Source organism: Devosia litorisediminis (assembly GCF_018334155.1).
Classification (GTDB): domain Bacteria; phylum Pseudomonadota; class Alphaproteobacteria; order Rhizobiales; family Devosiaceae; genus Devosia; species Devosia litorisediminis.
On record NZ_JAGXTP010000001.1, the window covers coordinates 2,363,456 to 2,387,122 of the forward strand.

Annotated in this window: 24 protein-coding genes and 2 tRNA genes; 8 read left to right on the forward strand and 18 right to left on the reverse strand. The window is 62.5% G+C overall.

What is annotated here, in order from left to right:
- Positions 1–2 precede the first annotated feature (2 nt).
- The 10 genes from KD146_RS11230 to KD146_RS11275 form a co-directional block, all read right to left on the reverse strand.
- Positions 3–1,661: a Na/Pi cotransporter family protein gene (locus KD146_RS11230; protein WP_212658755.1), complete on the reverse strand. Its 1,659-nt coding sequence runs from the start codon at positions 1,659–1,661 to the stop codon at positions 3–5.
- Between the two features lie 82 nt (positions 1,662–1,743).
- The gene (locus tag KD146_RS11235; RefSeq protein ID WP_212658756.1) at positions 1,744–2,559 is read right to left on the reverse strand and encodes an inositol monophosphatase family protein; all 816 of its coding nucleotides are present in this window, start codon (positions 2,557–2,559) and stop codon (positions 1,744–1,746) included.
- Positions 2,556–3,392 (reverse strand): glycerophosphodiester phosphodiesterase, encoded by an 837-nt coding sequence (locus tag KD146_RS11240; RefSeq protein ID WP_212658757.1) that lies wholly within the window; start codon positions 3,390–3,392, stop codon positions 2,556–2,558. Before KD146_RS11240 ends, KD146_RS11235 begins: the two co-directional genes overlap by 4 nt.
- Before the next feature lie 2 nt (positions 3,393–3,394).
- On the reverse strand, positions 3,395–4,429 hold the full coding sequence (locus KD146_RS11245; RefSeq protein WP_212658758.1) for an ABC transporter ATP-binding protein: 1,035 nt from the start codon (positions 4,427–4,429) through the stop codon (positions 3,395–3,397).
- Positions 4,430–4,438: 9 nt separating this feature from the next.
- Positions 4,439–5,263, reverse strand: a complete 825-nt coding sequence (locus KD146_RS11250) for an ABC transporter permease (protein ID WP_212658759.1) — start codon at positions 5,261–5,263, stop codon at positions 4,439–4,441.
- Positions 5,264–5,265: 2 nt separating this feature from the next.
- Positions 5,266–6,051 carry an ABC transporter permease gene (locus KD146_RS11255; RefSeq protein WP_212659198.1) on the reverse strand — a complete coding sequence of 262 codons (786 nt, stop codon included), beginning with the start codon at positions 6,049–6,051 and terminating at the stop codon, positions 5,266–5,268.
- 98 nt (positions 6,052–6,149) lie between these two features.
- A complete protein-coding gene (locus tag KD146_RS11260; RefSeq protein ID WP_212658760.1) occupies positions 6,150–7,301 on the reverse strand; it encodes an extracellular solute-binding protein in 1,152 nt (383 codons plus the stop codon).
- Positions 7,302–7,654: 353 nt separating this feature from the next.
- Positions 7,655–8,668 (reverse strand): LacI family DNA-binding transcriptional regulator, encoded by a 1,014-nt coding sequence (locus KD146_RS11265; protein WP_212658761.1) that lies wholly within the window; start codon positions 8,666–8,668, stop codon positions 7,655–7,657.
- A 79-nt stretch (positions 8,669–8,747) separates the two neighbouring features.
- Positions 8,748–9,689 carry an MYG1 family protein gene (locus KD146_RS11270; RefSeq protein WP_212658762.1) on the reverse strand — a complete coding sequence of 314 codons (942 nt, stop codon included), beginning with the start codon at positions 9,687–9,689 and terminating at the stop codon, positions 8,748–8,750.
- Positions 9,690–9,838: 149 nt separating this feature from the next.
- A tRNA-Gln gene (locus KD146_RS11275) sits at positions 9,839–9,913 on the reverse strand.
- A gap of 183 nt (positions 9,914–10,096) precedes the next feature.
- Here KD146_RS11275 and KD146_RS11280 point away from each other — a divergent pair.
- Together KD146_RS11280 and KD146_RS11285 are read left to right on the forward strand one after the other, a co-directional pair.
- A tRNA-Pro gene (locus tag KD146_RS11280) sits at positions 10,097–10,173 on the forward strand.
- 257 nt (positions 10,174–10,430) lie between these two features.
- The gene (locus tag KD146_RS11285) at positions 10,431–11,309 is read left to right on the forward strand and encodes a hypothetical protein (RefSeq protein WP_212658763.1); all 879 of its coding nucleotides are present in this window, start codon (positions 10,431–10,433) and stop codon (positions 11,307–11,309) included.
- 243 nt (positions 11,310–11,552) lie between these two features.
- Here KD146_RS11285 and KD146_RS11290 read toward each other — a convergent pair whose 3' ends face one another.
- Positions 11,553–12,233, reverse strand: a complete 681-nt coding sequence (locus tag KD146_RS11290) for a spermidine synthase family protein (RefSeq protein WP_212658764.1) — start codon at positions 12,231–12,233, stop codon at positions 11,553–11,555.
- 64 nt (positions 12,234–12,297) lie between these two features.
- Complete coding sequence (locus KD146_RS11295) at positions 12,298–12,909, reverse strand: biotin transporter BioY (RefSeq protein WP_212658765.1); 612 nt, start codon at positions 12,907–12,909, stop codon at positions 12,298–12,300.
- Between the two features lie 96 nt (positions 12,910–13,005).
- On the opposite strand from KD146_RS11295, the gene KD146_RS11300 reads away from it, so the two are divergent.
- Positions 13,006–13,908 (forward strand): MBL fold metallo-hydrolase, encoded by a 903-nt coding sequence (locus KD146_RS11300; protein ID WP_212658766.1) that lies wholly within the window; start codon positions 13,006–13,008, stop codon positions 13,906–13,908.
- On the opposite strand, the gene KD146_RS11305 is transcribed toward KD146_RS11300, so the two are convergent.
- The 4 genes from KD146_RS11305 to pdxH form a co-directional block, all read right to left on the reverse strand.
- Positions 13,901–14,716 carry a DUF1499 domain-containing protein gene (locus KD146_RS11305; protein WP_212658767.1) on the reverse strand — a complete coding sequence of 272 codons (816 nt, stop codon included), beginning with the start codon at positions 14,714–14,716 and terminating at the stop codon, positions 13,901–13,903. The two genes, KD146_RS11300 and KD146_RS11305, sit on opposite strands and share 8 nt — an antisense overlap.
- Positions 14,717–14,792: 76 nt before the next feature.
- The gene (locus KD146_RS11310) at positions 14,793–15,935 is read right to left on the reverse strand and encodes a M48 family metallopeptidase (protein WP_212658768.1); all 1,143 of its coding nucleotides are present in this window, start codon (positions 15,933–15,935) and stop codon (positions 14,793–14,795) included.
- Entirely contained in the window at positions 15,935–17,146 is a 1,212-nt protein-coding gene (locus KD146_RS11315) for a DUF898 family protein (RefSeq protein WP_212658769.1), read from the reverse strand. The genes KD146_RS11310 and KD146_RS11315 overlap by 1 nt, the downstream gene beginning before the upstream one ends.
- 71 nt (positions 17,147–17,217) lie before the next feature.
- Positions 17,218–17,847 carry a pyridoxamine 5'-phosphate oxidase gene (pdxH, locus tag KD146_RS11320; protein ID WP_212658770.1) on the reverse strand — a complete coding sequence of 210 codons (630 nt, stop codon included), beginning with the start codon at positions 17,845–17,847 and terminating at the stop codon, positions 17,218–17,220.
- 107 nt (positions 17,848–17,954) lie between these two features.
- Between pdxH and KD146_RS11325 the strand changes: the two genes are divergently transcribed.
- Positions 17,955–18,905 carry a DnaJ C-terminal domain-containing protein gene (locus KD146_RS11325; RefSeq protein ID WP_212658771.1) on the forward strand — a complete coding sequence of 317 codons (951 nt, stop codon included), beginning with the start codon at positions 17,955–17,957 and terminating at the stop codon, positions 18,903–18,905.
- Positions 18,906–18,947: 42 nt separating this feature from the next.
- On the opposite strand, the gene KD146_RS11330 is transcribed toward KD146_RS11325, so the two are convergent.
- Complete coding sequence (locus tag KD146_RS11330; protein WP_249327649.1) at positions 18,948–19,883, reverse strand: L-threonylcarbamoyladenylate synthase; 936 nt, start codon at positions 19,881–19,883, stop codon at positions 18,948–18,950.
- A gap of 88 nt (positions 19,884–19,971) precedes the next feature.
- Here KD146_RS11330 and KD146_RS11335 point away from each other — a divergent pair, with 88 nt between their 5' ends.
- From KD146_RS11335 to KD146_RS11350, 4 genes are read left to right on the forward strand one after another with little or no spacing between them, the layout of a single operon-like run.
- Positions 19,972–20,919, forward strand: coding sequence for a histone deacetylase family protein (locus tag KD146_RS11335; protein WP_212658773.1), 948 nt, complete (start codon positions 19,972–19,974; stop codon positions 20,917–20,919).
- A gap of 11 nt (positions 20,920–20,930) precedes the next feature.
- A complete protein-coding gene (locus KD146_RS11340; protein WP_212658774.1) occupies positions 20,931–21,173 on the forward strand; it encodes an exodeoxyribonuclease VII small subunit in 243 nt (80 codons plus the stop codon).
- Positions 21,174–21,193: 20 nt separating this feature from the next.
- On the forward strand, positions 21,194–21,793 hold the full coding sequence (locus KD146_RS11345) for an SCO family protein (protein WP_212658775.1): 600 nt from the start codon (positions 21,194–21,196) through the stop codon (positions 21,791–21,793).
- Positions 21,790–22,533 (forward strand): TlyA family RNA methyltransferase, encoded by a 744-nt coding sequence (locus tag KD146_RS11350; RefSeq protein ID WP_212658776.1) that lies wholly within the window; start codon positions 21,790–21,792, stop codon positions 22,531–22,533. Before KD146_RS11345 ends, KD146_RS11350 begins: the two co-directional genes overlap by 4 nt.
- Here the strand turns inward: KD146_RS11350 and aroC are convergent.
- Entirely contained in the window at positions 22,530–23,645 is a 1,116-nt protein-coding gene (gene aroC, locus KD146_RS11355; protein WP_212658777.1) for a chorismate synthase, read from the reverse strand. The genes KD146_RS11350 and aroC overlap by 4 nt on opposite strands.
- Positions 23,646–23,667 lie beyond the last annotated feature (22 nt).

Consider the following 23,667-nt stretch of genomic DNA (forward strand, 5'->3'; position numbering starts at 1 on the left):
GCTCAGGGCGCATTGACCAGCTTGGAGCGCAACAATTCGCCATTGTCGCTGAGGATGGAATAGCCGATGCCGCTGAGCAGCGAATTGATGCGCCGCAGCGCGTGGATAGTCTCCAGATGCAAATCGCTGGTCTGCATGCTGGTTGAATTGCCAGCCCGCAGCCGGGCAAAATGCTGCGACATGCTGGAGCGCTCCATGCTGTTGATCTCTTCCTTTTCGGCCACCAGTTCGCGTGCGGATTCGGTGTCTTCGGAGACCAGCACATTGGCGGCCAGCTGCATGTTTTCGAGTACCCGCGCGTGCAGATCCGTCAGTTCCTGCCAGCCCTGCGGGGAAAAGCTCAGCCGGCGTTCGAACTTCTGATCAGCCAGCTTGAGCATCTGCTTGGTGATGATATCGCCGGCCTGCTCCAGCCCGATGGCGAAGTTGATCAGATCGGAGGCGCGCCGGGTCTGGGCCGGGGTCATGGCATCCCATTTGAGCCGCGTCAGGAAAAGCTTGATCTCACGATTGGCCTGATTGACGTCGAGTTCCAGCGTCTTGACCCGTCGGCTCGCGGCCTTGTCGGCGCTCTGGTAGATTTCCATGATGGGCTGGAGCATGACCTCGACCGTTTCGCTCATGCGCAGCAATTCACGCGTCACGCTGGCCAGCGCCAAGTCGGGATTGGTCTGGTTGTCGGCCTGTAGCGCGGGCGTACGCATACGCGCCACGTTGAAATCGCCGGGCACGACCGCCTCGGCGACAAAGCGCTCGGTCGCACGGGCCAATGGCCCGGTCAGCGGCAGGCCCAGCAGCAGCACGGCTGCATTAAATCCGATATGCAGCAGGCTGGCCTGCTGGCCCACCGTACCCGGCAGCGCCCCCAGATAGCCGTGCAGCACCTGAAACGCCGCCAGGCAGATCAGGGCCGCGCCGCCGCGCAGCGCCAGCGCCCCCAGAGCCATGCGCCGGGCCCGCACATCGGCGCCGCGGGTCATGCCCACCGCAATCAGCGTGCCCCCCAGATTGGCGCCCAGCACAAAGGCGGCGGCGACCTCAAAGGGGATAACCCCGGCGGAGCCAAAGGTGATGATCACCAGAATGGTGGCCACGGAGGAATAGGAAATCCAGGTGATCAGGGCGGCCACGAAGAAACTGGTCCACAGATCCCCCTGCAGATAACCGATCGCGGCCTCAAACAGGCTGCTGCCGCGCCATGGCGCCGTGGCTTGCGAGACCATTTCGAGCGACAGCAGAACGAAGGCGACACCCAGTATCAGCCGCCCAAGTTGCTTGGTCTGGCGGCTATTGCCGCGCAGAAACAGCAGGCCGCCCACAATGATCAGCGGCGGCGTCAGCAGCGTCAGATCAAACGAGAGCACGCTGGCGATGATGGCTGAGCCGAAATAGGCGCCCAGCATGAGCGCAAGCCCGGTGGCGCCTTCCATCAACCCACCTGCGGCGAAGCTGGCTGCCAATGCGGCCACCGCCGTTGAGCTCTGCAGCGCAATGGCCATCAAGGTGCCGGCACCGGCGGCACTGATCCGACTGGAATCAGCGTGCGCCAGCAGACGCTTGAGCTGGGGGGAATAGGCGCGTTCAACTGCCGTGCGCACCATGCGGACGGCCCATAGCAACAGCACGATTGCTGCAATCAGTTGAATAGCGATCAAATACATCCAGCGCTCCGACAGCCTCGCGCCAAATCAGGCGCAACGTTCATGCTGGGTCCATGCCGCGCCAGATGCAAGGTCAGTTAGCTCACCCTACCGGGTCTTTGCGTGGCACGCCCTGCAGGTTTTCGAGCAGAAACGCATGGGTGGCCCGATTAGCCACGATCAGCACGCCGGTGCGTTCAAAGGTTTCGGGTCCACGGCCCCACCAGTCGGTGACAATGCCGCCTGCCTCTTCCACCAGCAGGATACCGGCGGCGGTGTCTACGAAGCCGGTTTCCTCGTAATAGCCGGTCAGACGACCGCAGGCGACATAGGCGCAGGAATTGGCGGCACTGCCGACCACGCGAACGGCACCGATTGGCGCGCGGATGGCGTCGAGGCGGTCATAGGCGCCGGGGTAAAGCTGCAAATTGGGCGTGGGAAGGCCCGTACCCACGCACATCATGGCCACATCGGTACTGGCACTGACCTTCAGACGCTCGCCATTGAGGAACGCGCCGCCCCCCTTGAGCGCGGTGAACATCTCATCGGACACCGGATTATAGACCAGACCGCACATGGTCTGGTTGCCCCGGCGCAGGGCGATAGTGATGGTGTAGTGCCAGCCATTGAGGAAATTGGTGGTGCCATCGATGGGATCAACCAGCCAGCGATGCTCGGCGTCGCTGCCTTCGACGGGTGCAAATTCCTCGCCGGTCAGGCTCCAGTCGGGCTGCAGTGCAAACAGACCGGCGCGGATCAGCTGCTCGGATTCCTTGTCGGCATCAGAAACGAAATCGCCGGGACCTTTGACGCCAATTTCGAGCTCGGCGAAGCGCTTGAAATGGCGCTGGGTCAGCTCACCAGCGCTGCGGGCAATCGCTACCATCTGGTCGAGAATGTCAGGATAAGAGACGGTCATGCGGTCAACGCCATGGCAAGACCCTCCGGGTCATCAGTGGTGATTTGGTCGACTTTGAGCGCCAGCAGACGGTTGACCTGCGACACGGTGATGGGGGTGACGGCGCGGATCGTCCAGGCGTCCACCCGGTGTCCTGCGGCCTGGAATGCGGCGATGATGTCAAAGCCGCTGCGGTCGGCCTCAAGCACGATTTCGTAGTGCAGATAGATGAGGTCGGCCTCAGGTGCGATTGCCAACGCGTCGGCAGTGAACCGGGCAAAATCGCCGCTGGCTTGCAGCCGTTCCAGCGAAGCGCCGTAGCAGGGATCGTAGCCGCGGCGCAGGCCGGGTGTGGCCGTCGCCAATTGCTCGACAGCCAGCGCATCGCCGCACGAGACAATCATATGCGGCGCGAGACCGCCAATACTGGCAGCGAAATTGGCGATGGTCCGGGGGTCGAGCGCGGCTGCATCCTGCTTGAAATCGAGCTGCAGCAACGCGTCGGCATGTGGTTGTTGCCTGGCAAGCAAGGCGCAAAGGTCTTCAAGCAGTAGAACGGTGTCGGCAATCGGCGCGCCGGCCTCATTGCGCAGATGCAATTGGCGCAGATCAGCCGCCCGAGCCTCGGCGATTGCGCCCGTCCCGGTGGTTTCCCGCTCCAGCGTGAGATCATGCAGCACGGCCATGCCATGATCGGCATGGACCACCAGATCGACCTCGACGCTGGCGCCCAACCGCATCGCCTCGACAATGCGCTTGCCGGTAAACACCGGATCGGACGCCTTGCGACGACCGCGATGCCATTTCAGCCAGGTACGATGGCCGTCACGCTCAACATAGAGGGGGTCCGCCATGCTCATCCCCGATAGATCTGGGCATTGTCGCGGAAGGCGGCAATGGCCTTGGGCCGCAGGTTGACGCCCTGCCCTGCGCTGAACAGATCAGGATGGGAAACCATGGCTTTGATGCGGGTGCCATCCTTGAGATCAAGGTCGACCAGACCATGCGTGCCGAAATCGGTGATGCGGTGGATCTTGGCAGCGCCGGGATCGGCCGCGACCAGATCGAGGGCCTCGGGACGGACCGCCAGCGTTGCCGGCCCATCGCTGACCGGCAGGGGCACGTCGATACCCGAGCCATTGAACTGGCCATTGCTGACAGTGCCATCCACCAGATTCATCGAACCGATAAAACCTGCCACAAACGGGGTCTGCGGGTTGCGATAGACCACATCGGGCCGGTCGACCTGTTCGCTGCGACCATCGCGCATGACAACGATCCGGTCGGCCATGGAGAGCGCTTCGTCCTGCCCGTGAGTCACGAACAGCGTGGTGATCTTGAGCCGCTGCTGAATGTCGCGCACCTCTTCGCGCAGCCGTTCGCGCAGGTGCTGGTCCAGGCTGGCGAAGGGTTCGTCGAGCAACAGGATCTTGGGCTCGAGCACCAGCGAGCGCGCCAGCGCCACGCGTTGCTGCTGGCCGCCCGACAGTTGATGCGTCAGGCGATCACCATAGCCGGCCAGCCCCACCAGTTCGAGAACCGCCTCGACCTTGTCGCGAATTTCGTCAACGGGCAGCTTGCGCAGCTTGAGCCCGAAAGCGAGGTTCTTGAACACATTCATATGGGTCCACAGTGCATGGCTCTGAAACACCATGCCGGTGGGCCGCTTGTTGGGCGACAGCCGGGTGATGTCTTCGCCATCAATGGTGATCACGCCAGCGGAGGGCTGCTCGAAGCCACCAACCATGCGCAGCAGTGTCGACTTGCCCGAGCCCGAGGGCCCCAGCAGGCAGACAAGCTCACCATCGGCCACATCGAGAGAGAAGCGTTCGACAGCCACGGTGCCGCCAGCAAAGACCTTGGAAACGTCGGAGATATTGAGAACAGACATATTCTTTTCCTAGCCGCCAAAGCCACGGGCAAAGGCACCGCCGCCGATAACGCGGCGCGCAAACATGAGCGCGATAAAGGAGGGAACCCACAGAATGACCGACAGCACGGCGCCGTACTGAATGACCATCTGGTTGTTGATGAAGCTGATCATCAGCACCGGCATGGTGCGGATGCCGGGCGCCCCAATCAGCCAGGCGCCTTCGGTTTCATAGAAGGTGCCTACAAAGCTGAGCAGCACCGCCGCCGCAATCGTCGGGCCGGCCTGCGGCAGGGTGATGGACCAGAACACGCGCAGGGGACTGGCGCCGACATCGCGGGCCGCCTCCTCCATACGTCGATCCACCGCCTGAAACGCCGCCACCGGGATCCAGATCATGAACAACAGCGTGCCCACCAGCTGGATCAGCACGACACCCCAGAAGGTGCCGATCAGATTAAGCTGCAGGAAGATGGCCGCAATGGCGATCAACAGGCCGAATTTGGGAAAAGCGTGCCCGGCCAGGAACGAGAAGAACAGCACGGTGCGACCAGGAAAGTTCATGCGGGCAAAGGCGTAGGCCGCGGGCAGGCAAATGGCTGCCGACATCAGGGTGACGACGGTGGACAATTGCAGGCTCAGGGTCAGTGCGCTCCACACATCGGGACGCGTCAGGGTCTGTTCCCAAAAGCGCAGGCCGAACTGCTGTGGCACCACATTGGGATAGCGCCAGATTTCGGTGAAGGCCCAGGTGCCCACCACCAGCAGCGGGAAGATGATCGCGATCGCCAGCAGAGCCGTGAAGACAATGCCAAGCCAGTCAATGCGCGGCCGGTTTGTAATGGTGACTGCCATGGCTATTTCCTCTGATTGCGCGCGACCGAGCGCACGTAGAAGAGCCCGAAGGCAATACAGAAGCCGAAGGTGATGACGGCCTGGGTGACGGCATTGATCGGATCGTTCACCTCGCGGAAGGTACGCTGCATGAACGGCCCCATCATTTCAGGCGCGGCCGGGCCCAGCAGATAGGGCAAGGTAAAGGCCGAGAAGATGCCCAGAATGGAGAAGGACAGGGCCACCAGGATCGAATTGGAAATGCGCGGCAGGATGATGTGCCAGAACACTTCAAGCCGATTGGCGCCCACATCGCGGGCGGCTTCGATGGCCTGATTGGCGACGCTGCCCAGCCCCGAGAGCAGGATCAGCACGGTTAGCGGGATATTGTCCCAGACCAGTCCGATGACCGGCCCCCAGGGCGTCAGATATGGGGTGCGGATCTTGGGCAGGCCCACCGAATTGAGCACGATGTCGACCATGCCATTGGGGCCCAGCACGCGAATGAATGCATAGGCCAGGATGATCGAGGGCACGAACATCGGAAAGATGGCCAGTGCCTGCACAAAGCCCGGCAGCCGGCCGCTCGAAAAGCGCAGATAAAGCGCGATCGGCAGGCAGATCAGCAGCAGGAAGATGGCGCAGACAGCCGTTGTCCACAGCGTGACGCTCAGATTGGCCAGGCTGTAGCCGTCGGAAAAGAAGAAGGCGTAGCTCGAAAAATCCAGCCCGTAGTCGCCGGACAGATCGGGGCGCCAGATGGTGCGGACAATGGCGTTGATAATGGGCCAGATGACCAGCCAGGCCATCAACAGCACGGGGATGCCGACGAGCAGGAGGCCGGTTGGCCTCCTGCTGTCGGTGGTGGCATCGATCAGCGGCCGATGCTCCGCCTTAGTCGCCTCGCTCACGAGTTGCGGTCAACGTTTGGTGCAACATTGCGGTACCAGCCATCATTGATGGCTGAGGACCAGTCGCCACCGGGGAAGGTGGGGATGGAGGTCGGCACGATGTCGGCGAAACGCTCGCGCAGTTCAGGCGAGACATATTCCCAGGACACGCCGGGGAAGCCGCCCAGTTCGGTCAGGATGGCGCTCTGCATTTCTTCGGAGAGGATGAAATCGGCCAGCTTGAGCGCGGCGTCGCGATTGGTGCCGTTCTCGATGACCACCGAGCGGGTGAAACCGCCGGCCAGCGCCAGATCCTGCAGCTGTACCAGGCCTGTATCGGCGGGCAGAACGCCCTGATCGATAGCCTGAAGCACCTGATCGGACCAGACCGGGGTCATGGTGACCACGCCCTGTGCCAGCAGCTGAATGGACTGGGTGTTGCCCGAGGAATAGGCGCCGCCATCATAGAGCGATGGGGCGATGTCCTGCAGCAGCGCCCAGGCCTTGCCCAGCGCTTCCTCACCGAATTCTTCGGTATAGTTGTCGACGGTGAACACCGCTGGATCCAGACCATTGGCCTGATGGATGGCGCGGCGCACGAAATTGCCGCCCGAACCACCCTTGTCGGGACGGTTGTAGACGAACTGGCCGGGATTGGCCTTGATCCAGCTGACCAGCGCATCCCAGTCCTTGGGGGCATCGGCAGGGGCCAGCTTGGTGGTGTCATAGGCAAGCAGCACCTGGCTGCCGCGATAGGGCAGGCTGTAATCGCTCTCGATGGCCAGCGGGTTGACCTTGGCGTAGTTGGACAGGCCCGCTTCCTTGATATTGGTGTAAACGCCAGCTTCGATGGCGCCCGAGGGCAGCAGGGCGTCGGCGGATTCAAAGAAGTCAGCCTGCGGATCGGCATTGTTCTGCTTGGCGGCCATGGCGCGCTCGCCAATCGAAATGATGCCGGCGCCGTCGCCACCATCAACCAGATTGATCGAAATACCGGGATTGGCGGCCTCGAAAGCGGGACGCACGGTATTGGTCCAGAAGTCGAGAATATTGGTGTCCGAGCTGGTGTACCAGTCAATGCGACCTTCTTCAGCGAAGGCCAGGCGCGGCATCAGAGCCATGCCAGCGGCGGTCCCTGCAGCCGAGATCATAAAAGTACGACGTTTCATTTTGCTCTCCCATCTAGACGGCTCAAGACGAGCCTCTACGCTGTTTGCCGATCCTGGAGGTGGCACATCGACCGCGGTCGAAGGCGAATTCAGAACGGCATGTATCCGCCCACCTCATGGGGCTCCTCCCCCGATACAACGATCAGCGGAAGGCAATCCCAATCTTGTGTCGGGTATTGCCGGGCGCTTGCTCGCAAGCACAAGACAACACCGAAAACCGCTTGCACACAAGTGCAATGTTTTCAGCGACTGTCGGGACACTTATCGAGCGCGCATAACGTTTTGATGACAAAGTACGACTGATCACGTGTGCAATATAATTGCACATCTGGTGCAAGTCGTGTCCCAGACGCTCAGGACGCGGAGGGCCTGACCGACTTGCGCCACACCGGTACGGGCTCGAACAGGCGGCGTTCGGAGCCGGCGGCATCGGGATCGAGCAGCAGGTCCACGACATGGGTGGCCATGGCCGTCAGCGGCTGGGCAAAGGTAGTCAGCTTGTAGGATTCCCAACTGGCCTGCTCGATATCGTCAAAACCGACAATGCACAGATCCTGGGGGATACGCAGGCCAAATTCGTGGCGGGCGGCGTCCATGAAACCCAGGGCCAGCAGATCGGTCACGCAGAACACCCCGTCGGGGGCCTGCGAGCGTCCGAAGACCTGGCGGGCACTCTGAAACCCCGAAGCATAGCTGGTCGGGCCGGTCGCGGTGATGGCTACCTGCATCCCCACGGCCTGGGCCGCCGCGACGAAGGCCCGTTCGCGCTGCACCAGACTGGCGGTGCCCGCCGTCGAGGTGATCACGCCCAGCCGCTGGCAGCCGGCGCGCCGCAGCAGGAACAGCGCCTCGGTGCTGGCCAGCGCATTGTCGACCCCCAGATTATGGCTGCCCACCAGTTGATCATCACGATTGATCAGCACCACCTGCTGACCATTGGCCAGACAGGTTTCGATCAGCGCCGCCGGCGGCGTGCCCGAAAGCACGACCGTGGCATCGGCCCGGTAGTTCAAGGTCTGGCGCAGGGCCGAGGAAACGCTTTCGGTATCGGTTTCGGTATTGATCACCATGGTGATCTTGCCCGCTGCCTGCAGCTTGCGGGTGAGTACATCGACCATGGTGGCGCGGATCGGCGTGGTCATGTCAGCCACGACCAGGCAGACAATGCTGCTGCGCTCGCGCAGCACGCGCGCCAGATGATTGACGTGATAACCCAGCGCACTGGCGGCCGCGAGCACCTTGGTACGGGTCGCCTCGGAGACGCTGGCGCCATCGGTAAAGGTGCGCGACACGGCCGAGCGCGACACGCCGGCCTTGTCGGCCACCATCTGTGCGCTGACGAAACTGCGGGACTTCAAATCGCTCATCGTGACGGCCTACCCCCAAGCTGTCGCGATAGTGAAGGGAAACGGGCCGACGTCAAGCCGACCCCTTTGCGCGATGGCGTTACGCCTGGTCAGGCTTCGCCGTGGCAAGCGCCTCGGCGACAGCCAGATCGGCCATGGCCAGAATGGCTTCGCGGGTCTTGGCAGCAGCGATGAAGCGGCCATTGTGGCAGAAGCTGGCGCCCGGCACGCCCGAGGCAGCCTCAAGCTCGGCGCCGGTCAAACCCGCCCAGGCAGCGGGCAGGTCGGCGCGCACGTCAAAGCCTTCATCGGCGCTGCGAATGGTGCCCAGCGACCAGTCATCGCCACGTGGATTGACCACGAACAACAGGTGATCAGCGCCCGCCTTGATGATGGCAGGGCGATGCGGCATGCCCATGGACAGCTCGAGCACATGCCCCTGCCCGGCCTTTTCGATGGCCTGCATGACCATCGATTCAGCGCGCAGCTTGGCCGCACTGCGGGCGATTCTGGCTTCAACGAACGTGCGCGCAATACCCAGCGCCACGTGGAAGCCGCGGTCCTCAGCCTCGGGATCGGTTTCGTCAAAGACCGGCTTGAGAGTTTCGAGCAGTGCCGAGAGCGTGTGGCCGGCCAGAATACCGGCCGTGGCCGGGCTGAGGGCGCCATTATCCACCAGATCGATGGGCAGCACGAAGCTGGTGTCAAAGCTGGAAAATACGGTCTCGACATGATCCGCCGGCACATTTGAAGCGGCCAGGTAATCGCGGCCGAAATGCTTCCAGATCAGGCCAAACGAGCTATAGGGCTGATCGACATCGCGCAGCGGCGCACCGCGCTGATGGTGATCAAATATCCGCGCCTCGGCATCATAGGCCCCGCCCACGTCATAAACGATACGGTCGGGTCCCGGCGTGATCCATTCGGGCGCGCGGCTGCGCACGATGCGCGCCTGGGGAAACAGTCGGGTCAGGATGACGCTGGAGAGCAGTTCATCGGCATGGAAGCCACCGGAATGGGTGACGAGAAGCTCTGGGGTCATGCCGGGGTGTGCCTTGTGGTTCGCGCGGATGCGTTTGGAGTTGGCACCAGATACCCATTGCCGGGTGTCAGCTCAACCCGCGATCGCACCCAGCGGTCGCAAAGACCATGACTGCGGCCAATCCGCGACGGTTTTTGATCAATGAGAAATGGCTGGGGCGCCAGGATTCGAACCTGGGAATGCCGATACCAAAAACCGGTGCCTTACCACTTGGCGACGCCCCAACTGGCGCGGTTCGTACACGGTTTGGAGGCGCTTCGCAACATGGTCTGAGCGGCCTTAAATGCCATTGCGTAACGCTTGAACGGCAAAGCCAGCTTGGCTATAACGCCCCGCATCGCGAATGGCCGCGACGCCCCCCTGTGCTGGGCGTCTGCCGCCACATTATCCCGTATCGCGAGATCTGACGGAGTATAGCGCAGCCTGGTAGCGCACCTGCTTCGGGAGCAGGGGGTCGCAAGTTCGAATCTTGCTACTCCGACCAGCAAAACCGGGCCTCTCAGCGGGTCCGGTTTTTTCTTGGCGACACAGTTGCGACACAGTTAGCCAACTGTTTGTCGAATTGGCTCGGCAATCTACTATGTCCTTCGCATTCGCAAGTAGTCAAGCCGACAAACCAAGACGCGGCGACTATCTAGGTTACAGTTACACCAACTGGCCTATGCTTAAGGGCCAACCTTTATAGACAGTGACTTCGGCTACTTCTAGAAGCAAGTGGTACGGACACTGGGGCGTTTAGAAATGAAAAACCTATCTGGATCGACCTATGCGCTGTTAGTCGGCCTATTCGCCCTAGTATTTGCGATAATGATCACCGCACTTGCGCAACGCTTCGGATGGGAACTCGTGGTGGGTTCGGACCGATCACTATTGGATGCAACCCTGACCTTGGGGACATTCATAGGAGCCCTAGGTTCGTTGTTTTTTCTCTACCGCAGATGGATGCACGACGACGATGCTGCCAAGAGCACCTTGGTTCGCGATCGATTGACGATCATGAAGGGAGCTGCGGAGCTCTTGGCGACTGATCGACAAGGTTCTCAAACAGCGGCAATTGGATTGCTCGTGGGTCTCGCGGAGAAGTACCCCCAAGAAATGGGCCCCATATGCACCGTGATGCTAGCCCACTATGTTTCAGACCGATCTGCCGAAGAATGGGAACGCTGCAGGGAGGCCTTCGACACTCAAACGATGCCGCTCAAATTCCACCGCGGCGACGGAGCACTATCTCTCGCGATATGCCAACTAGCTTGGATTCGAAAGGTTTTTGGTAAATGGCCGGGAACAGGCAACGAAAACGGACTCATGCATGTTGACCGCTGGTATCTAGGAAGCCACCGCTTTCACGAACTCACTCTCGACGATATTTGGATTCAAAATGGAGTCATCAATGACGTCGAGTTTAGAAAATGTTCTCTAAGAAACGCGACACTCCACTTGGTTGTCGCTGGCTTCTTGCGGTTCAAAGACTGTGACCTCAGCAACACACGACTTGTAATCAAGGACTTCTCAGGAAGTGACCTTGGTACGGACGCCTTCAGCGCTTCGGTGGCCATCGAAGGAGGTTGCATCACTGAAGGAATGTCGATCGTTGCAATGGGGCCAGGGGGATTGAGCTAGCTGGCTCCGCTAAGATTGTTTCGTCGCAACAAAAAAAATTTTGACGACACAGTTGCGACACGGTTAGCAGAACAAAAGGTGATGTTTCGCGTTTGTTCGGCGCCAAAAACCCCGGAAATTCGGGTTTTTTGCTATGATCTGTTGCTTCGGGAGCAGGGGGTCGAGTGTTCGAATCACTCTACTCCGACCAACCAAGCCCGACCTCTGATGAGGCCGGGCTTTTCTGTTGGCGGGACCCCTGCCCTATTTGGCTTTCTTGGCCAGCCAGATGTGGTGGCGTTCGCCGCCCTTCTTGCCGCGGGCGCGGACCTTTTCTTCCCTGACGGCAAAGCCGGCCATGGTCAGGCGCTTGGTAAAGGGGGCGCTGGTGTGGGAGGACCAGACCGCCAGCACCCCATCGGGACGCAGGCTGGTCAGCGTGCGGCGCAGGCTTTTGACGCTATAAAGCTGCTGGTTGGAATCGCGAGTCAGGCCCTCGGGGCCATTGTCGACATCGAGCAGAATGGCGTCATAGAGATTTTCGCCCACCAGCGCTGTGCCGACATCGCCCAGACGGATGGTGACGCGCGGGTCCGACAGGCAGGTGCCGAACACGTCGGCCATGGGCCCGCGAGCCCATTCGACCACGGCGGGCACCAGTTCGGCCACGGTAATGCGGGCATCGGCGGGCAGGATGTCGAGCGCAGCGCGCAGCGTGAACCCCATGCCCAGACCGCCGATCAGCATGTGCGGCCTGGCGCGGCCGGCAATGGCTTGCCAGCTCAGGCTGGCCAGCGCCTCTTCGGAGCCGCTCATGCGGCTGTTCATCAGCGAGGTGGTCCCCGCCATGATGGAAAATTCGCTGCCGCGCTGCATCAGACGCAGATCGCCCTCGCCGCCGGGCACGCTGGCCGTATCGAGCAAAGTCCAGGGGTTTACAGCCATGCTATCTCACAAAAACAGAAAGCCGGCCACGAGGGGCCGGCTTTCGAAAACATGTTGAACGCGATTAGCGCTTGGCGACCATCTTCCAGGCGCCGGTAACGGTCAGGGCAGCCAGCGCCATCTTGAGGATGTCCCAGATCACGAAGGGCTGCACTGCCTTGGCAAAGGCCGAAGCGATCACATTGGTCTGGTCGATCCAGCCGGCCTGACCAGCCATGATCACCAGCCAGGCAAAGCCGAGCACGAACATCACGGCATCGCCGACCAGCATGGCCGAGAACAGCGCCAGTGGCTTGCCCGAGGCGCCGCGGTCAGCAGCAAAGCCGACAATGGCTGCCAGAGCGACAAAGCCGAGCAGGAAGCCGCCGGTGGGGCCAACGAGATAGGCAAGACCACCGCCCGTGGCGAACACGGGCAGGCCCATGGCGCCTTCGAGCAGGTACAGGCCAACAGTGGCAACGCCGATGCGCATGCCAAAGGCTGCGGCCAGGGCGGCAATGGCAAAGCCCTGCAGCGTCACGGGAACGGGCCAGACCGGCACGTTGATCTTGGCGCACAGGGTGATCAGCAGCGTGCCAAGGACGACAGTTGCCAGATTGGACGCCAGCTTGGCAGCGTCACCCTTGGGCTGGTAGAGGCCAAGGAGCGTGTTGGGCGTGGTCAAAGTGACGGCCATTTCATACCTTCCATGCAAAACGGGAACCGGCATCCCTCTGCGGGACGCACAACAGTTCGTATGTTCACTTCATAATCTGACGCCTTCGGGAGTGCAATGGCTGCCACCCTCACCTTCAATAGGGAATTTGACCCGCAAACCGGGGTTGCCGTGCCGGTCTGCGCGGGCCTGGTGCGGATTACCGCGCCCAATGGCAGCCCCTATACCTTCACCGGTACCAACAGTTTTCTGCTCGGCCATGAGCGGCTTGCCCTGGTTGATCCGGGTCCCGACGATGCCACCCATCTGGCGGCGCTGCACGCGGCCATGGCCGGTCGAGCGCTTGAGGCGATCATTCTGACCCATACCCATCGCGATCACAGCGCCGCTGCCGCACGGCTGGGGCGCCAGTATGACGTGCCGATCTGGTTTGGCGGGCGGCACCGGTTATCGCGGCCGCTGCGGCGATTCGAACGCAATGTGCTGCGCAAATCCTGCGACTGGAATCTGGTGCCCGACCGCACACTGATTGATGGCGAGGCCATTGCGGCGGGCGATGTGCGCATCAGCGTGCACACCACGCCGGGCCATTGCGCCAACCATCTGGCCTTCGGCTATGGCGATGTCCTGCTCAGCGGCGATCACGTGATGGGCTGGAATTCCACACTGGTGTCGGTGCCGGACGGGTCAATGGCCGATTATTTTGCCTCGCTCGACAAGGTCATTGCCCTGCCCCAGCAGCGTTACGTGCCCGCCCATGGTGGAGCCATCGAGAACGGTCCCGGCTTTGCCCGGGCACTCAAGGCGCACCGGCACATGCGCAATGGTCAGGTGCTGGCTGCCATTGCCGACGGTGCGCACAGCATCGGCGCTCTGGTCAGTGCGATCTACCCCAGCCAGAGCCTGCCGGTGCGCATAGCGGCGCGCATGACCATTGCCGCCCATGTCGAATATCTCGAAAACCTGGGCCAGCTCAGCGTATCGCGGCGTCCATGGGGCACACGGATACGCGCTAGCTGAGCGGCGCGACGTCATCCTCGACGGGCTCGATGTCGGGCTGATTGACGTTGGGGTTATCGCGCAGCAGCACGGTGACGGCATCGTCGAGCTCGGCCAGAAAGCGCTCGATGCGTTGCCCATTGGCGCCAAAGTCATGCAGCGCGTTGAGCGAGGCGGAGCGCATATCGACCATGGCCGTGGTAGCGGTGCCGGTAACGCGGACCACTGCCTCTTCGCGCCAGCCGGGAATGGTCATGATCTGGGCGTTGATCTGCGCCGGCGCCAGCGCCGCATCGGGCGCACGCACCAGCCGCACGTCCCAGCCATGATCCTGGATGATCTGTTCGACCAGCGCAAAGGTCTGCGCCTGCCCCAGCGGGTAGGCGCGGGTTTCGGCGCTGGGGAAAATCGACTGGGCCTGCGCGGCGGTGAGCAGTCTGGGGGGTGGCATGGCCGCCGTGCCGGGCTCGAACACCAGGGGTAGCGCGCCACGCGTGGTGGTGGCGATGTCGGTGACGGCCGGATATTTCAGCGCCAGATTGCCGTACCAGGCAAAGGGGGCCAGACAAAGCAGGCCAAAGAACAGACCGAACAGCGCCTTGCTCCAGCCCTGATCGCCGGTTTGCCAGAGCCGCGCCAGCGCGATTACCGCGCATAGCACGGCCAGCAGGGCGACAAGGGCGGCGCCGATGGTGGTGGTCAAGAACAGGTCACTGGAAATCAGACGCAGCCGGTGCAGCAGCACCGAGATGATGACAAGCGGCACCGCGACGCTGCCCAGTCGGCGCGCCCAGATGGCCCATCGCGATGTCCGGATCAGTATGCGCACTCTGCCGCCGCCGCTTCACTTGAGCCAGACATAGCGCCAAGGTGTTGCGCGAGTTTGAAGATTTTGCCGTTGCGCATCACTTGGTCTTGGTTTGCCCGCTATTGAACGCGGTACGGTCACACATGGTTCTGATGGCGCGCCATTCGGTGGTGGTGAAAGGCGGCTCGAGCCCATCGGGGCGCTGTGCACCCAGCTCGGCCAAGGCGGCCTTGCGATCATCGGTCAGGGGATGGGTGCTGAGCAGCGCCAGCGCGCGGGCGAAATCATCGTCGCGACCGACACGGTTGAGCAGATCGGCCAGCCCGGAGGGGTCAAAATCCATGCGCTGGGCAACCGCGGCGGCAAAGGCATCGGCCTGCCGCTCGGCATCGCGCGAAAAGCTGGCATCGATGATGGTGGAACCCAGGCCCGCCGCCAGTGAAATACCGGTCATATCACCCAGAATGAAGCCGATCAGCGCACCAGTGCCGGCCGAGGAAATCAGCTGCTCCATGCCGTGGCGATGGGCGACGTGGCCAATCTCATGGGCCAGTACACCGGCGAATTCATCGGGGAACCGCGCCTGTTCGAGCAAGGCCGAGAAGAAGAATACCTGCCCGCCGGGCAGCGCGAAGGCATTGGGAATGTCGGATCGCACCACATTGATGCTGAGCGCAAAGGGCGACCCGCTCTCGGCCATGGCGGCCTGACCGAACCGGGCTATGGCGCGGTTGGCGAGGCTGTCGGGATCGGGATCACACAGCTGAAACCCACCCAGACTGGCCTCCATCTGGGTGGCGACGGTGGCACCCAGCCGCTGCTCCCAATCGGTAGGCACCAATCCCACAAGGCGGTTGGCCAATAGCGGCACGCCATAGAGATAGGCGGCAATTACCGAGGCCAGCGCCAGGGTGGCTATCACCGCCAGACGGGTCTGACGCCCGGCTTCGCGGCGCTGCTTGGACTGCAGCACCGGCAGGGTTGCCCGGATACGCGCGACATTTTCAGCGCCCTGCACCACCACCCGTGCGCCGGCCGAGGCGCTGCTGCAGGCCAGCCGCAATTCGTCCCGGCGACCAGGAACAACATAGAGGTCCGCTGCCGGCCAACGCGCCAGCTCATGATGATCGGTCGCCGCATTGATCAGCAGGCTGCCGGTCTCGTACTCGGCCAGATAGTGCAGCTCGACGCCGTGCACGTCGGCCACGCGGCCATCATGGAAACGCCCCAGGATCGGCATCAATAGGCCCCCACATTGAGCGCATCGGCCAGACCTTCACCCGCCAGCGCCTTGTCCTCGCTGCGGGCGCGCACGCCGCGCAGGCTGTCGGCCCCGGCAATGCTGGCGCCGCTGGCAATCAGATTCCAGTAGCCCAGGCCAATGAACAGCTCGGTCATCATGGTGAAGGCGCCCAGGATCAGCAGATAGCCAAAAATGATGGCAATCAGGGTGACCAGGCTGCCCTGCATGTAGCGAAAGAAGATTTCGGGATCAAAGCCGCCGGCAAAAGCCTCATTGGCCACCAGCCCCAGCACGACGAAGCCGCCAATGGCCAGCAGCACGAAGGCGCCCAGCAGGGCCAGCCCGCACAGCACATACTGCCCGAACAGGGCTCGACCGGTTACCGTGACCGTGACAACTGCGCTGCCCAGCCGGACGCTGGAATACATGCGGCTCAGCTCGCGCGCCTGATAGCGCAAGGCCAGCAGCGCGATCAGCAAGGCCCCGATGCCCAGCGGCACAAGGCCCAGCGGATTGAACTCGCCCCCGGCTGGCACGACATCCATGGCCAGCCCGACGCCTGCCGCGATGGCGCCGATGATCACCACCGCGACATAGGTCAGATAGTATTGCGCGGCGAGCTGTTTCCAACTGCCGACAAAGCCGAAGCGCAGATCGCCATACCAGCTATGGCCATAGCGATAGCGCCACAGGCTGGCGGCCATGAATGGGTAGACCAGCCCCGCGGTGACGATCATCAGCAGGGACCAGCCAAAGCGACGCAGGGCATAAGCCCAGCCATTGCCGGTCTGATCAAAGCGAATGCCGCGCCACAGCGTGCGCGAAAAGCGGAAATCACGGGCGCGATAGATGGCGTAGCCCATCAGGAACCACAACGCGACACCGATGCCGCCATAGCCAATGATGGCCGCGTCTGTGGACAGTGTGGAGAGGTAGAAAAACACCACATAGAAGGGCAGGAACACCGCCAGCGCCATCAGGAAACCGAGCAGCAACTGCATGGCATTGCCGGTATACTCCAGGCTATCGCCATCAATTTCGGTATTGGACCAGTAAAAACGCCGCTTCCAGGTCAGCAGCCAGAAGCGATACAGGCCAATGGTGGGCAAGAGCAGCAGATAGCCGCGCAAGAGCAGGCCGCCCAGTTCGCGTCGCGTTCCGGTGAATACGACCGGCACCGGTCGCCCCGGGCCCTGTTGCATGACCATGCCAAATCTCCGCCTCCCCTGCGTTTTAGGGGAGGCAGGCCGGATTGGAAAGCATGGTCAGTGCCAATTTGCTAGGGATAGAGCCGCTGGCTGGTCCAGGGCTGGTCGATCCCCTCGCGGGTGAAACGCACCCGGTCATGCAGGCGAAACTCGCCATCCTTCCAGAATTCAATGCTCGAGGGCACAAGACGGAATCCGGACCAGTGCGGGGGCCGGGTCACCCCGTCCTCGCCGATCTGGCTGGTCCGCTGGGCAACCTCGTCGAGCAAGGTCTGGCGGTTTTCGAGCGGCCGCGACTGCTGCGATACCGACGAAGCAATCTGGCTGCCCTTGGCGCGGCTGGCGAAATAGGCGTCGGCCTCGGCAGGCGTCACCTGCTCAACCGGCCCGCGCATGCGAATCTGTCGGCGTAGCGACTTCCAGTGCATCACCATGGCCCCCTTGGGCTGGTCCAGCAGCTGATGGCCCTTGGTGCTTTGAAAATTGGTGAAAAAGCTGAAGCCGCGCTCATCGCGCGCATTGAGCAGCACCATGCGCACATCGGGCAGGCCATCGCCATCAACACTGGCAAAAGCCATGGCGTGCGGGTCATTGGGCTCGGCTTCCTGCGCCAGCGCGAACCATTCTTCGAACAGCGCGAGGGGGTCCAGGGCGGTGCGATCCGCATCATCAAACAGGCGTTCGGTCAAAGTCTGCAGCATATCGATATCATCCCTTCGTCGCGCAAAACTGGACAAGCCGGGGGGGCGTGGCCATATAGGACTCGAAACCGGGGCGAAGCAACGCCCGCATCTATTGAATGGACCAAATGCGCGATCCCTATTCCGTGCTTGGGGTGCCTCGTTCGGCTGGCGAGAAGGACATCAAGTCCGCCTATCGCAAGCTGGCCAAGAAGTTCCACCCTGACCAAAATCCAGACGATCCTGCAGCGCACGGCAAATTTGCCGAGGCGACCAATGCCTATGACCTGCTCAACGACAAGGAAAAGCGGGCCCAGTACGATCGCGGCGAGATCGATGCCGACGGCAATCCGAAGTTTGCCGGCTTCCATCCCGGCGCCGGCGGGCAGCGTGATGGCCGCACCGCGCAGGGCGGCTTCACAGCTGAGGACATCCTCAAGGAATTCATGAGCGGCTTTGGCGGCCAGCCGCGTGGCGGCGCTGGTCGTGGCCCCGGCCCCGGTGCCGGCGGCGCCCAGTGGGACCCGTTTGCCGGCGCAGCTGCAGGCGGCGGCGCTGGCGCAGGACGCGCCATGAAGGGCGATGATGTGGTGGTCAACGCCACCGTCTCGCTCGAGGATGCCCACAAGGCGGCCTCGATCCAGGTGCGCATGCCCAGCGGCAAGGTGCTTTCGGTCAAGCTGCCCGAGAAGGTCGAAGAGGGCCAGCAGATCCGGCTCAAGGGCCAGGGGTCTCCCGGCATGGGCGAGCCCGGCGATGCGCTGGTCACGGTGCGTTTTGAAAAGTCCAAGCAGTTCCGCCGCGATGGGGCCGATATCCGCACCGATGTGCCGATCACGCTCTATGAGGCGGTGCTGGGTGCCAAGGTGCGCGTCCCGACGCTGGATGGCTCTGTCGAGTTGAACCTGCCACCAGGCATGGATACCGGCAAGGCGCTGCGCCTGAAGGGCAAGGGGCTCTATGGCGCCGGCGATCTCTACGCCAATCTCAAGGTCATCCTGCCGCCCGGCGGGGATGCCGATCTCGAGGCGCTGGCCCGCTTCATGCGTGACCAGAAGCCCTACAAGGTCCGCGACTAGCGAAACCCTGCCTCTCCCCTTAAAGGGAGAGGTGAGGACACCCTAGTCCCTTGGCGCCGCGGCGCGCTGCAAACGATCATTGATGGCTTCGCCCAGCCCCCGGTCGGGGACTGGCGCCACTGCGATCATGTCGGCGCCCAGCCCATCAAGCTCATGCAACATGGCGAACAGATTGCGCGCGGCTTCATGAAGGTCGCCACTGGGTGAGAGATTGCGCGTGGGACCGGCAAAATCTTGGGCCTTCCCGAAGGCCAGATAGGCCTCTCCCGCCTTTGGCGTGGTGTTCAGCCGCAGGCTGGCATTGGGCGCATAATGGCTCACCAGCATGCCCGGCGCCGCCACGGCTGCGTCCTTGTCGGCTACAGCCACTGACAGGCCCAGCGCCTGCTCGATATCGTGGCGGGCGATCGCGCCGGCGCGCAATTGCACCAGTTGATCTTCCAGCACCCGCACAATGGTGGATTCCACCCCGGCCCGGCAGGGCCCGCCATCAAGTACCGGTACGCGCCCATCAAAACCCAACCGCACCTGAAAAGCCGTGGTCGGGGACAGCCGCCCCGAAGGATTGGCCGAGGGTGCAGCGAGCGGCTTGCCAACAGCGGCCAGCAGCGCCAGTGCCAGCGGGTGATCGGGAATGCGGATGGCCACGGTATCGAGCCCGGCCATGGCAACATCGGCCAGTCCATTGCCCGGCCTGGCGGGCAGCACCAGGGTCAGCGGTCCGGGCCAGAGCGCTGCAGCCCGTCGGGCCAGTGGCGAAAACTCGGCCAGCGTCTCGGCCATGGCCAGATCGGCGCAATGGATGATCAACGGATTGAAGCGCGGACGGCCCTTGGTCTCATAGATCGAGAGGACCGCATCGGCATTGGTGGCGTCGGCGCCCAGCCCATACACGGTCTCGGTGGCAAAGGCGCATAACTGGCCGGCGCGCAGCAGGGCTGCAGCGTCTTCCACCGTTTTCGGATCAGAATGGGTCATGACATCCTTCATGGGTCTCGGCGTTGTTTGACAACGCCAACGAGGCGCGTCAAGACGAAGGGGCAAGAGCATAGGAGCCCGACCGCGCGTGAGTACGCTACTTGTCAATCAACCGAACTTCGCCGATCACGTCACGCCGCAGGGTCATCCCGAGCGCGCGGACCGGCTGCGCGCCGTCGAAGACGCCCTGGCGCGACCCAGGTTCGACAAGCTGATCCGGCGCGATGCCCCCAGTGGGGATCTTACGCTGGCCGAGCTGGTGCACAATGCTGCCTATATGGCCAAGCTGCGCGATGCGCGCCCCGCAGAGGGTATTGGCCAGCTTGATCCGGACACCTTCATTTCCGCAGGGTCGCTGGCTGTTGCCGGTACCGGGCTCGGCGGCGCATTGAGCGCTTTGGACGCGGTGCTGATGGGGGAAGTCGACAATGCCTTCTGCGCCATTCGCCCGCCGGGCCACCACGCCGAAATTGCCACGCCCATGGGGTTCTGCCTGATCAACACCGTGGCCATCACGGCGCGTGAGGCACAGCGCAAATATGGCGCGGAGCGTGTCGCCATCATCGATTTCGACGTGCATCATGGCAATGGCACACAGGATATCTTCAAGGCCGACCCGAGCGTGTTTTACGCCTCGAGCCATCAGATGCCGCTGTTTCCGGGTACCGGCAGGGCTGACGAGACCGGGGTGGGCAATATCGCCAACAGCCCGCTTGATCCCCATACCGGTGGCGCTGAAATGCGCGACGCCTACCTCACCCGCATCATCCCCGCGCTGGTCGATTTCTCTCCCGATCTGATCCTGATTTCGGCGGGTTTCGACGCCCATGAGCGCGATCCACTGGCCCAGTTGAACTGGAGCTCGGCCGACTATGGCTGGATCACGGGTAAATTGATGGATGTGGCCGACCGCTACTGCGGGAACCGCATTGTTTCGCTGCTCGAAGGTGGCTATGACCTCAAGGGACTGGCCGGTGGGGTTTCCCATCACGTAGCCATGCTGATGGACGGTGCCATCGGGCACCTGGACGAATAGGAAATTTGCTGATGGCCGACAATGACGATGTGAAGACGCTGAGCTTTGAGGCCGCACTGGCCCAGCTCGAGGAAATCGTCGGCAAGCTGGAATCGGGCAAGGCCCCACTGGCGGAATCGATTGCCATCTATGAGCGCGGCGAAGCTCTCAAGGCGCATTGCGAAGCGCTGCTCAAAGCCGCTGAGGCCCGCATCGAGAAGATCACCCTGTCGCGCGACGGCAATCCCACGGGCACCGAGCCCCTCGACGCCTAGGCGTCAGCCAGCGAGACATCATGAACACCAAGACCCTCCGCAATCTGCGCGTCGTGCTGTGGTCACTTGTTGCCATTGTAGCAGTGGCGGCCACCGCGCTTTACGTATTCCAGCCCCCTGCCCGCCCACTGGGCATTACCGGGCAGGAATTCGCGCTGAACTCGACCCGCGGCGGCGCCTTCACCCAGGACGATCTGATTGGTCCACCCAGCCTGATCTTTTTTGGCTATACCTTCTGCCCCGATGTCTGCCCCACCACGCTGGCCGAAACCACCGCCATCCGTGATGCGCTGGGGCTGACGCCGGAGCAGTTGCGCATCATCTTCGTGTCGGTCGACCCCGAGCGCGACACGCTCGAAATGGTCAGGGAATATGTCGAAGGTTTTGATCCGGGCGTGATTGGTCTGGTCGCCAGCAGCCTGGAACAGACCGAAAATGCCAAGGCCGCCTTTGGCGTGTTCTCTGAAAAGGTCGGCGAGCCCGGCGACCCCTATTACCTGGTCAACCACACCGCCCTGACTTTCCTGGTCAATGCTGATGGCACCTTCCAGGGCACGATTTCCTATGAGGAAGATCAGGACACTGCGACCGCCAAGGTCAAGCGTCTGGTCGGACTGTGAGCGAGCGCATCCGCCTCGATCTGGCGCTTGAACAGCGTGGTCTGCTGCCCAGCCGGGCGCGGGCACGCGACGCGATTTTGCGCGGCACCGTCACCATTAATGGTGTCACGGCGGTCAAGCAGAACCAGATGGTGGGCAAGGACGACAAGCTTGAGCTGAGCGATCCGGCTGCCAATTACGTCTCGCGCGCCGCTCTCAAGCTGGTCGCCGGGCTCGATGCTGGCGCCATCGACCCCAAAGGCAAGATCTGCGCCGATATCGGCTCATCCACGGGCGGCTTTACCCAGGTACTCATGGAGCGCGGGGCAGCCCGCATCTATGCCGTCGATGTCGGCCATGACCAGTTGCACCAGCGGCTCAAGGGCAGCGATCGCGTGGTCAGCATGGAAGGCGTCAACGCCAAGGATCTGACGGCAGAGGCCATTGCCGAGCCGATCGCCCTGCTGGTCTCCGATGTCAGCTTCGTTTCGGTCACCAAGGTTCTGGCAGCACCTTTGGCACTGTGCGCGCCCGGCGCCGATGCCGTCATCCTGTTCAAGCCGCAGTTTGAAGTGGGTCGGCGCAATGTGGGCAAGGGCGGCATCGTGACCAGTCAGGAGGCCATCGATACGGCCCTGACCGAAATGGTGGCCTTTATGCGCGAACAGGGCTTTGCCCACCGCCTGTCTATCCCCTCCCCCATTACGGGCGGCGACGGCAATACCGAAACGGTCGCGATTTTCAGCAAGACTGCAGGCTAGTTCCGCTCGAACCCGAGGGCGCCTTCACGGCCGGTCTGGCCGCGGTGACGCAGATAGTGGTCGGCCAGCACCAGCGCCATCATGGCCTCGCCCACTGGCACGGCACGGATGCCGACGCAGGGGTCATGACGGCCCTTGGTGATGATATCGGTGTCTTGGTTGGTCGTGGTCACGGTCTGGCGTGGGGTCAGGATCGATGAGGTCGGTTTGACGGCAAAGCGGCAGACCACCGGATCGCCATTGGAAATGCCGCCCAAAATGCCACCGGCCTGATTGGACAGGAAATAGGGTTTGTCCGCACCCGCCCGCATCTGATCGGCATTGTCGACGCCGGTCAGGCTGGCCGATTCAAAGCCGGCACCGATTTCCACCGCCTTGACCGCATTGATGCTCATCATGGCCGAGGCCAGATCAGCGCTGAGTTTGCCATAGATCGGCGCACCCCAGCCTGCCGGCACGTTTTCGGCGACAACTTCGATTACCGCGCCAACCGAATTGCCTTCCTTGCGGATGCCATCGAGATAGTCGGCCCACAGCGCTGCGGCCTTCGCATCGGCGCAGAAGAAGGGGTTTTCGCCGACCTGATCCCAGTCGAAATTGTTGTAGTCGATCTTGTGCGGACCAACCTGCACCAGGCTGGCACGGATGGTGATGCCGCCGAGCACCTGACGCGCAATGGCGCCAGCAGCCACGCGCGCTGCGGTTTCGCGCGCCGAGGTGCGGCCACCACCGCGATAATCGCGCACGCCATATTTCTGGTCATAGGTATAGTCGGCATGCCCGGGACGGTATTTGTCGCGGATGTCCGAATAGTCCTTGGAGCGCTGATCGGTGTTCTCGATCATCAACGAGATGGGCGTGCCAGTGGTACGCGGCCCGTCGGTGCGTTCATCTTCGAACACGCCGGAAAGGATGCGAACCGCGTCGGCCTCGCGACGCTGGGTGGTGTATTTGGATTGGCCGGGCTTGCGACGGTCCAGATCGCGCTGAATGATCTCGGGCGTCAGCGTCAAGCCGGGAGGGCAGCCGTCGACAACCACGCCAAGGGCTGGCCCATGGCTCTCGCCCCAGGTGGTGAAGCGAAACAGATGTCCAAATGTATTGAATGACATGGCGCGGTCCCGGATGTTGTCG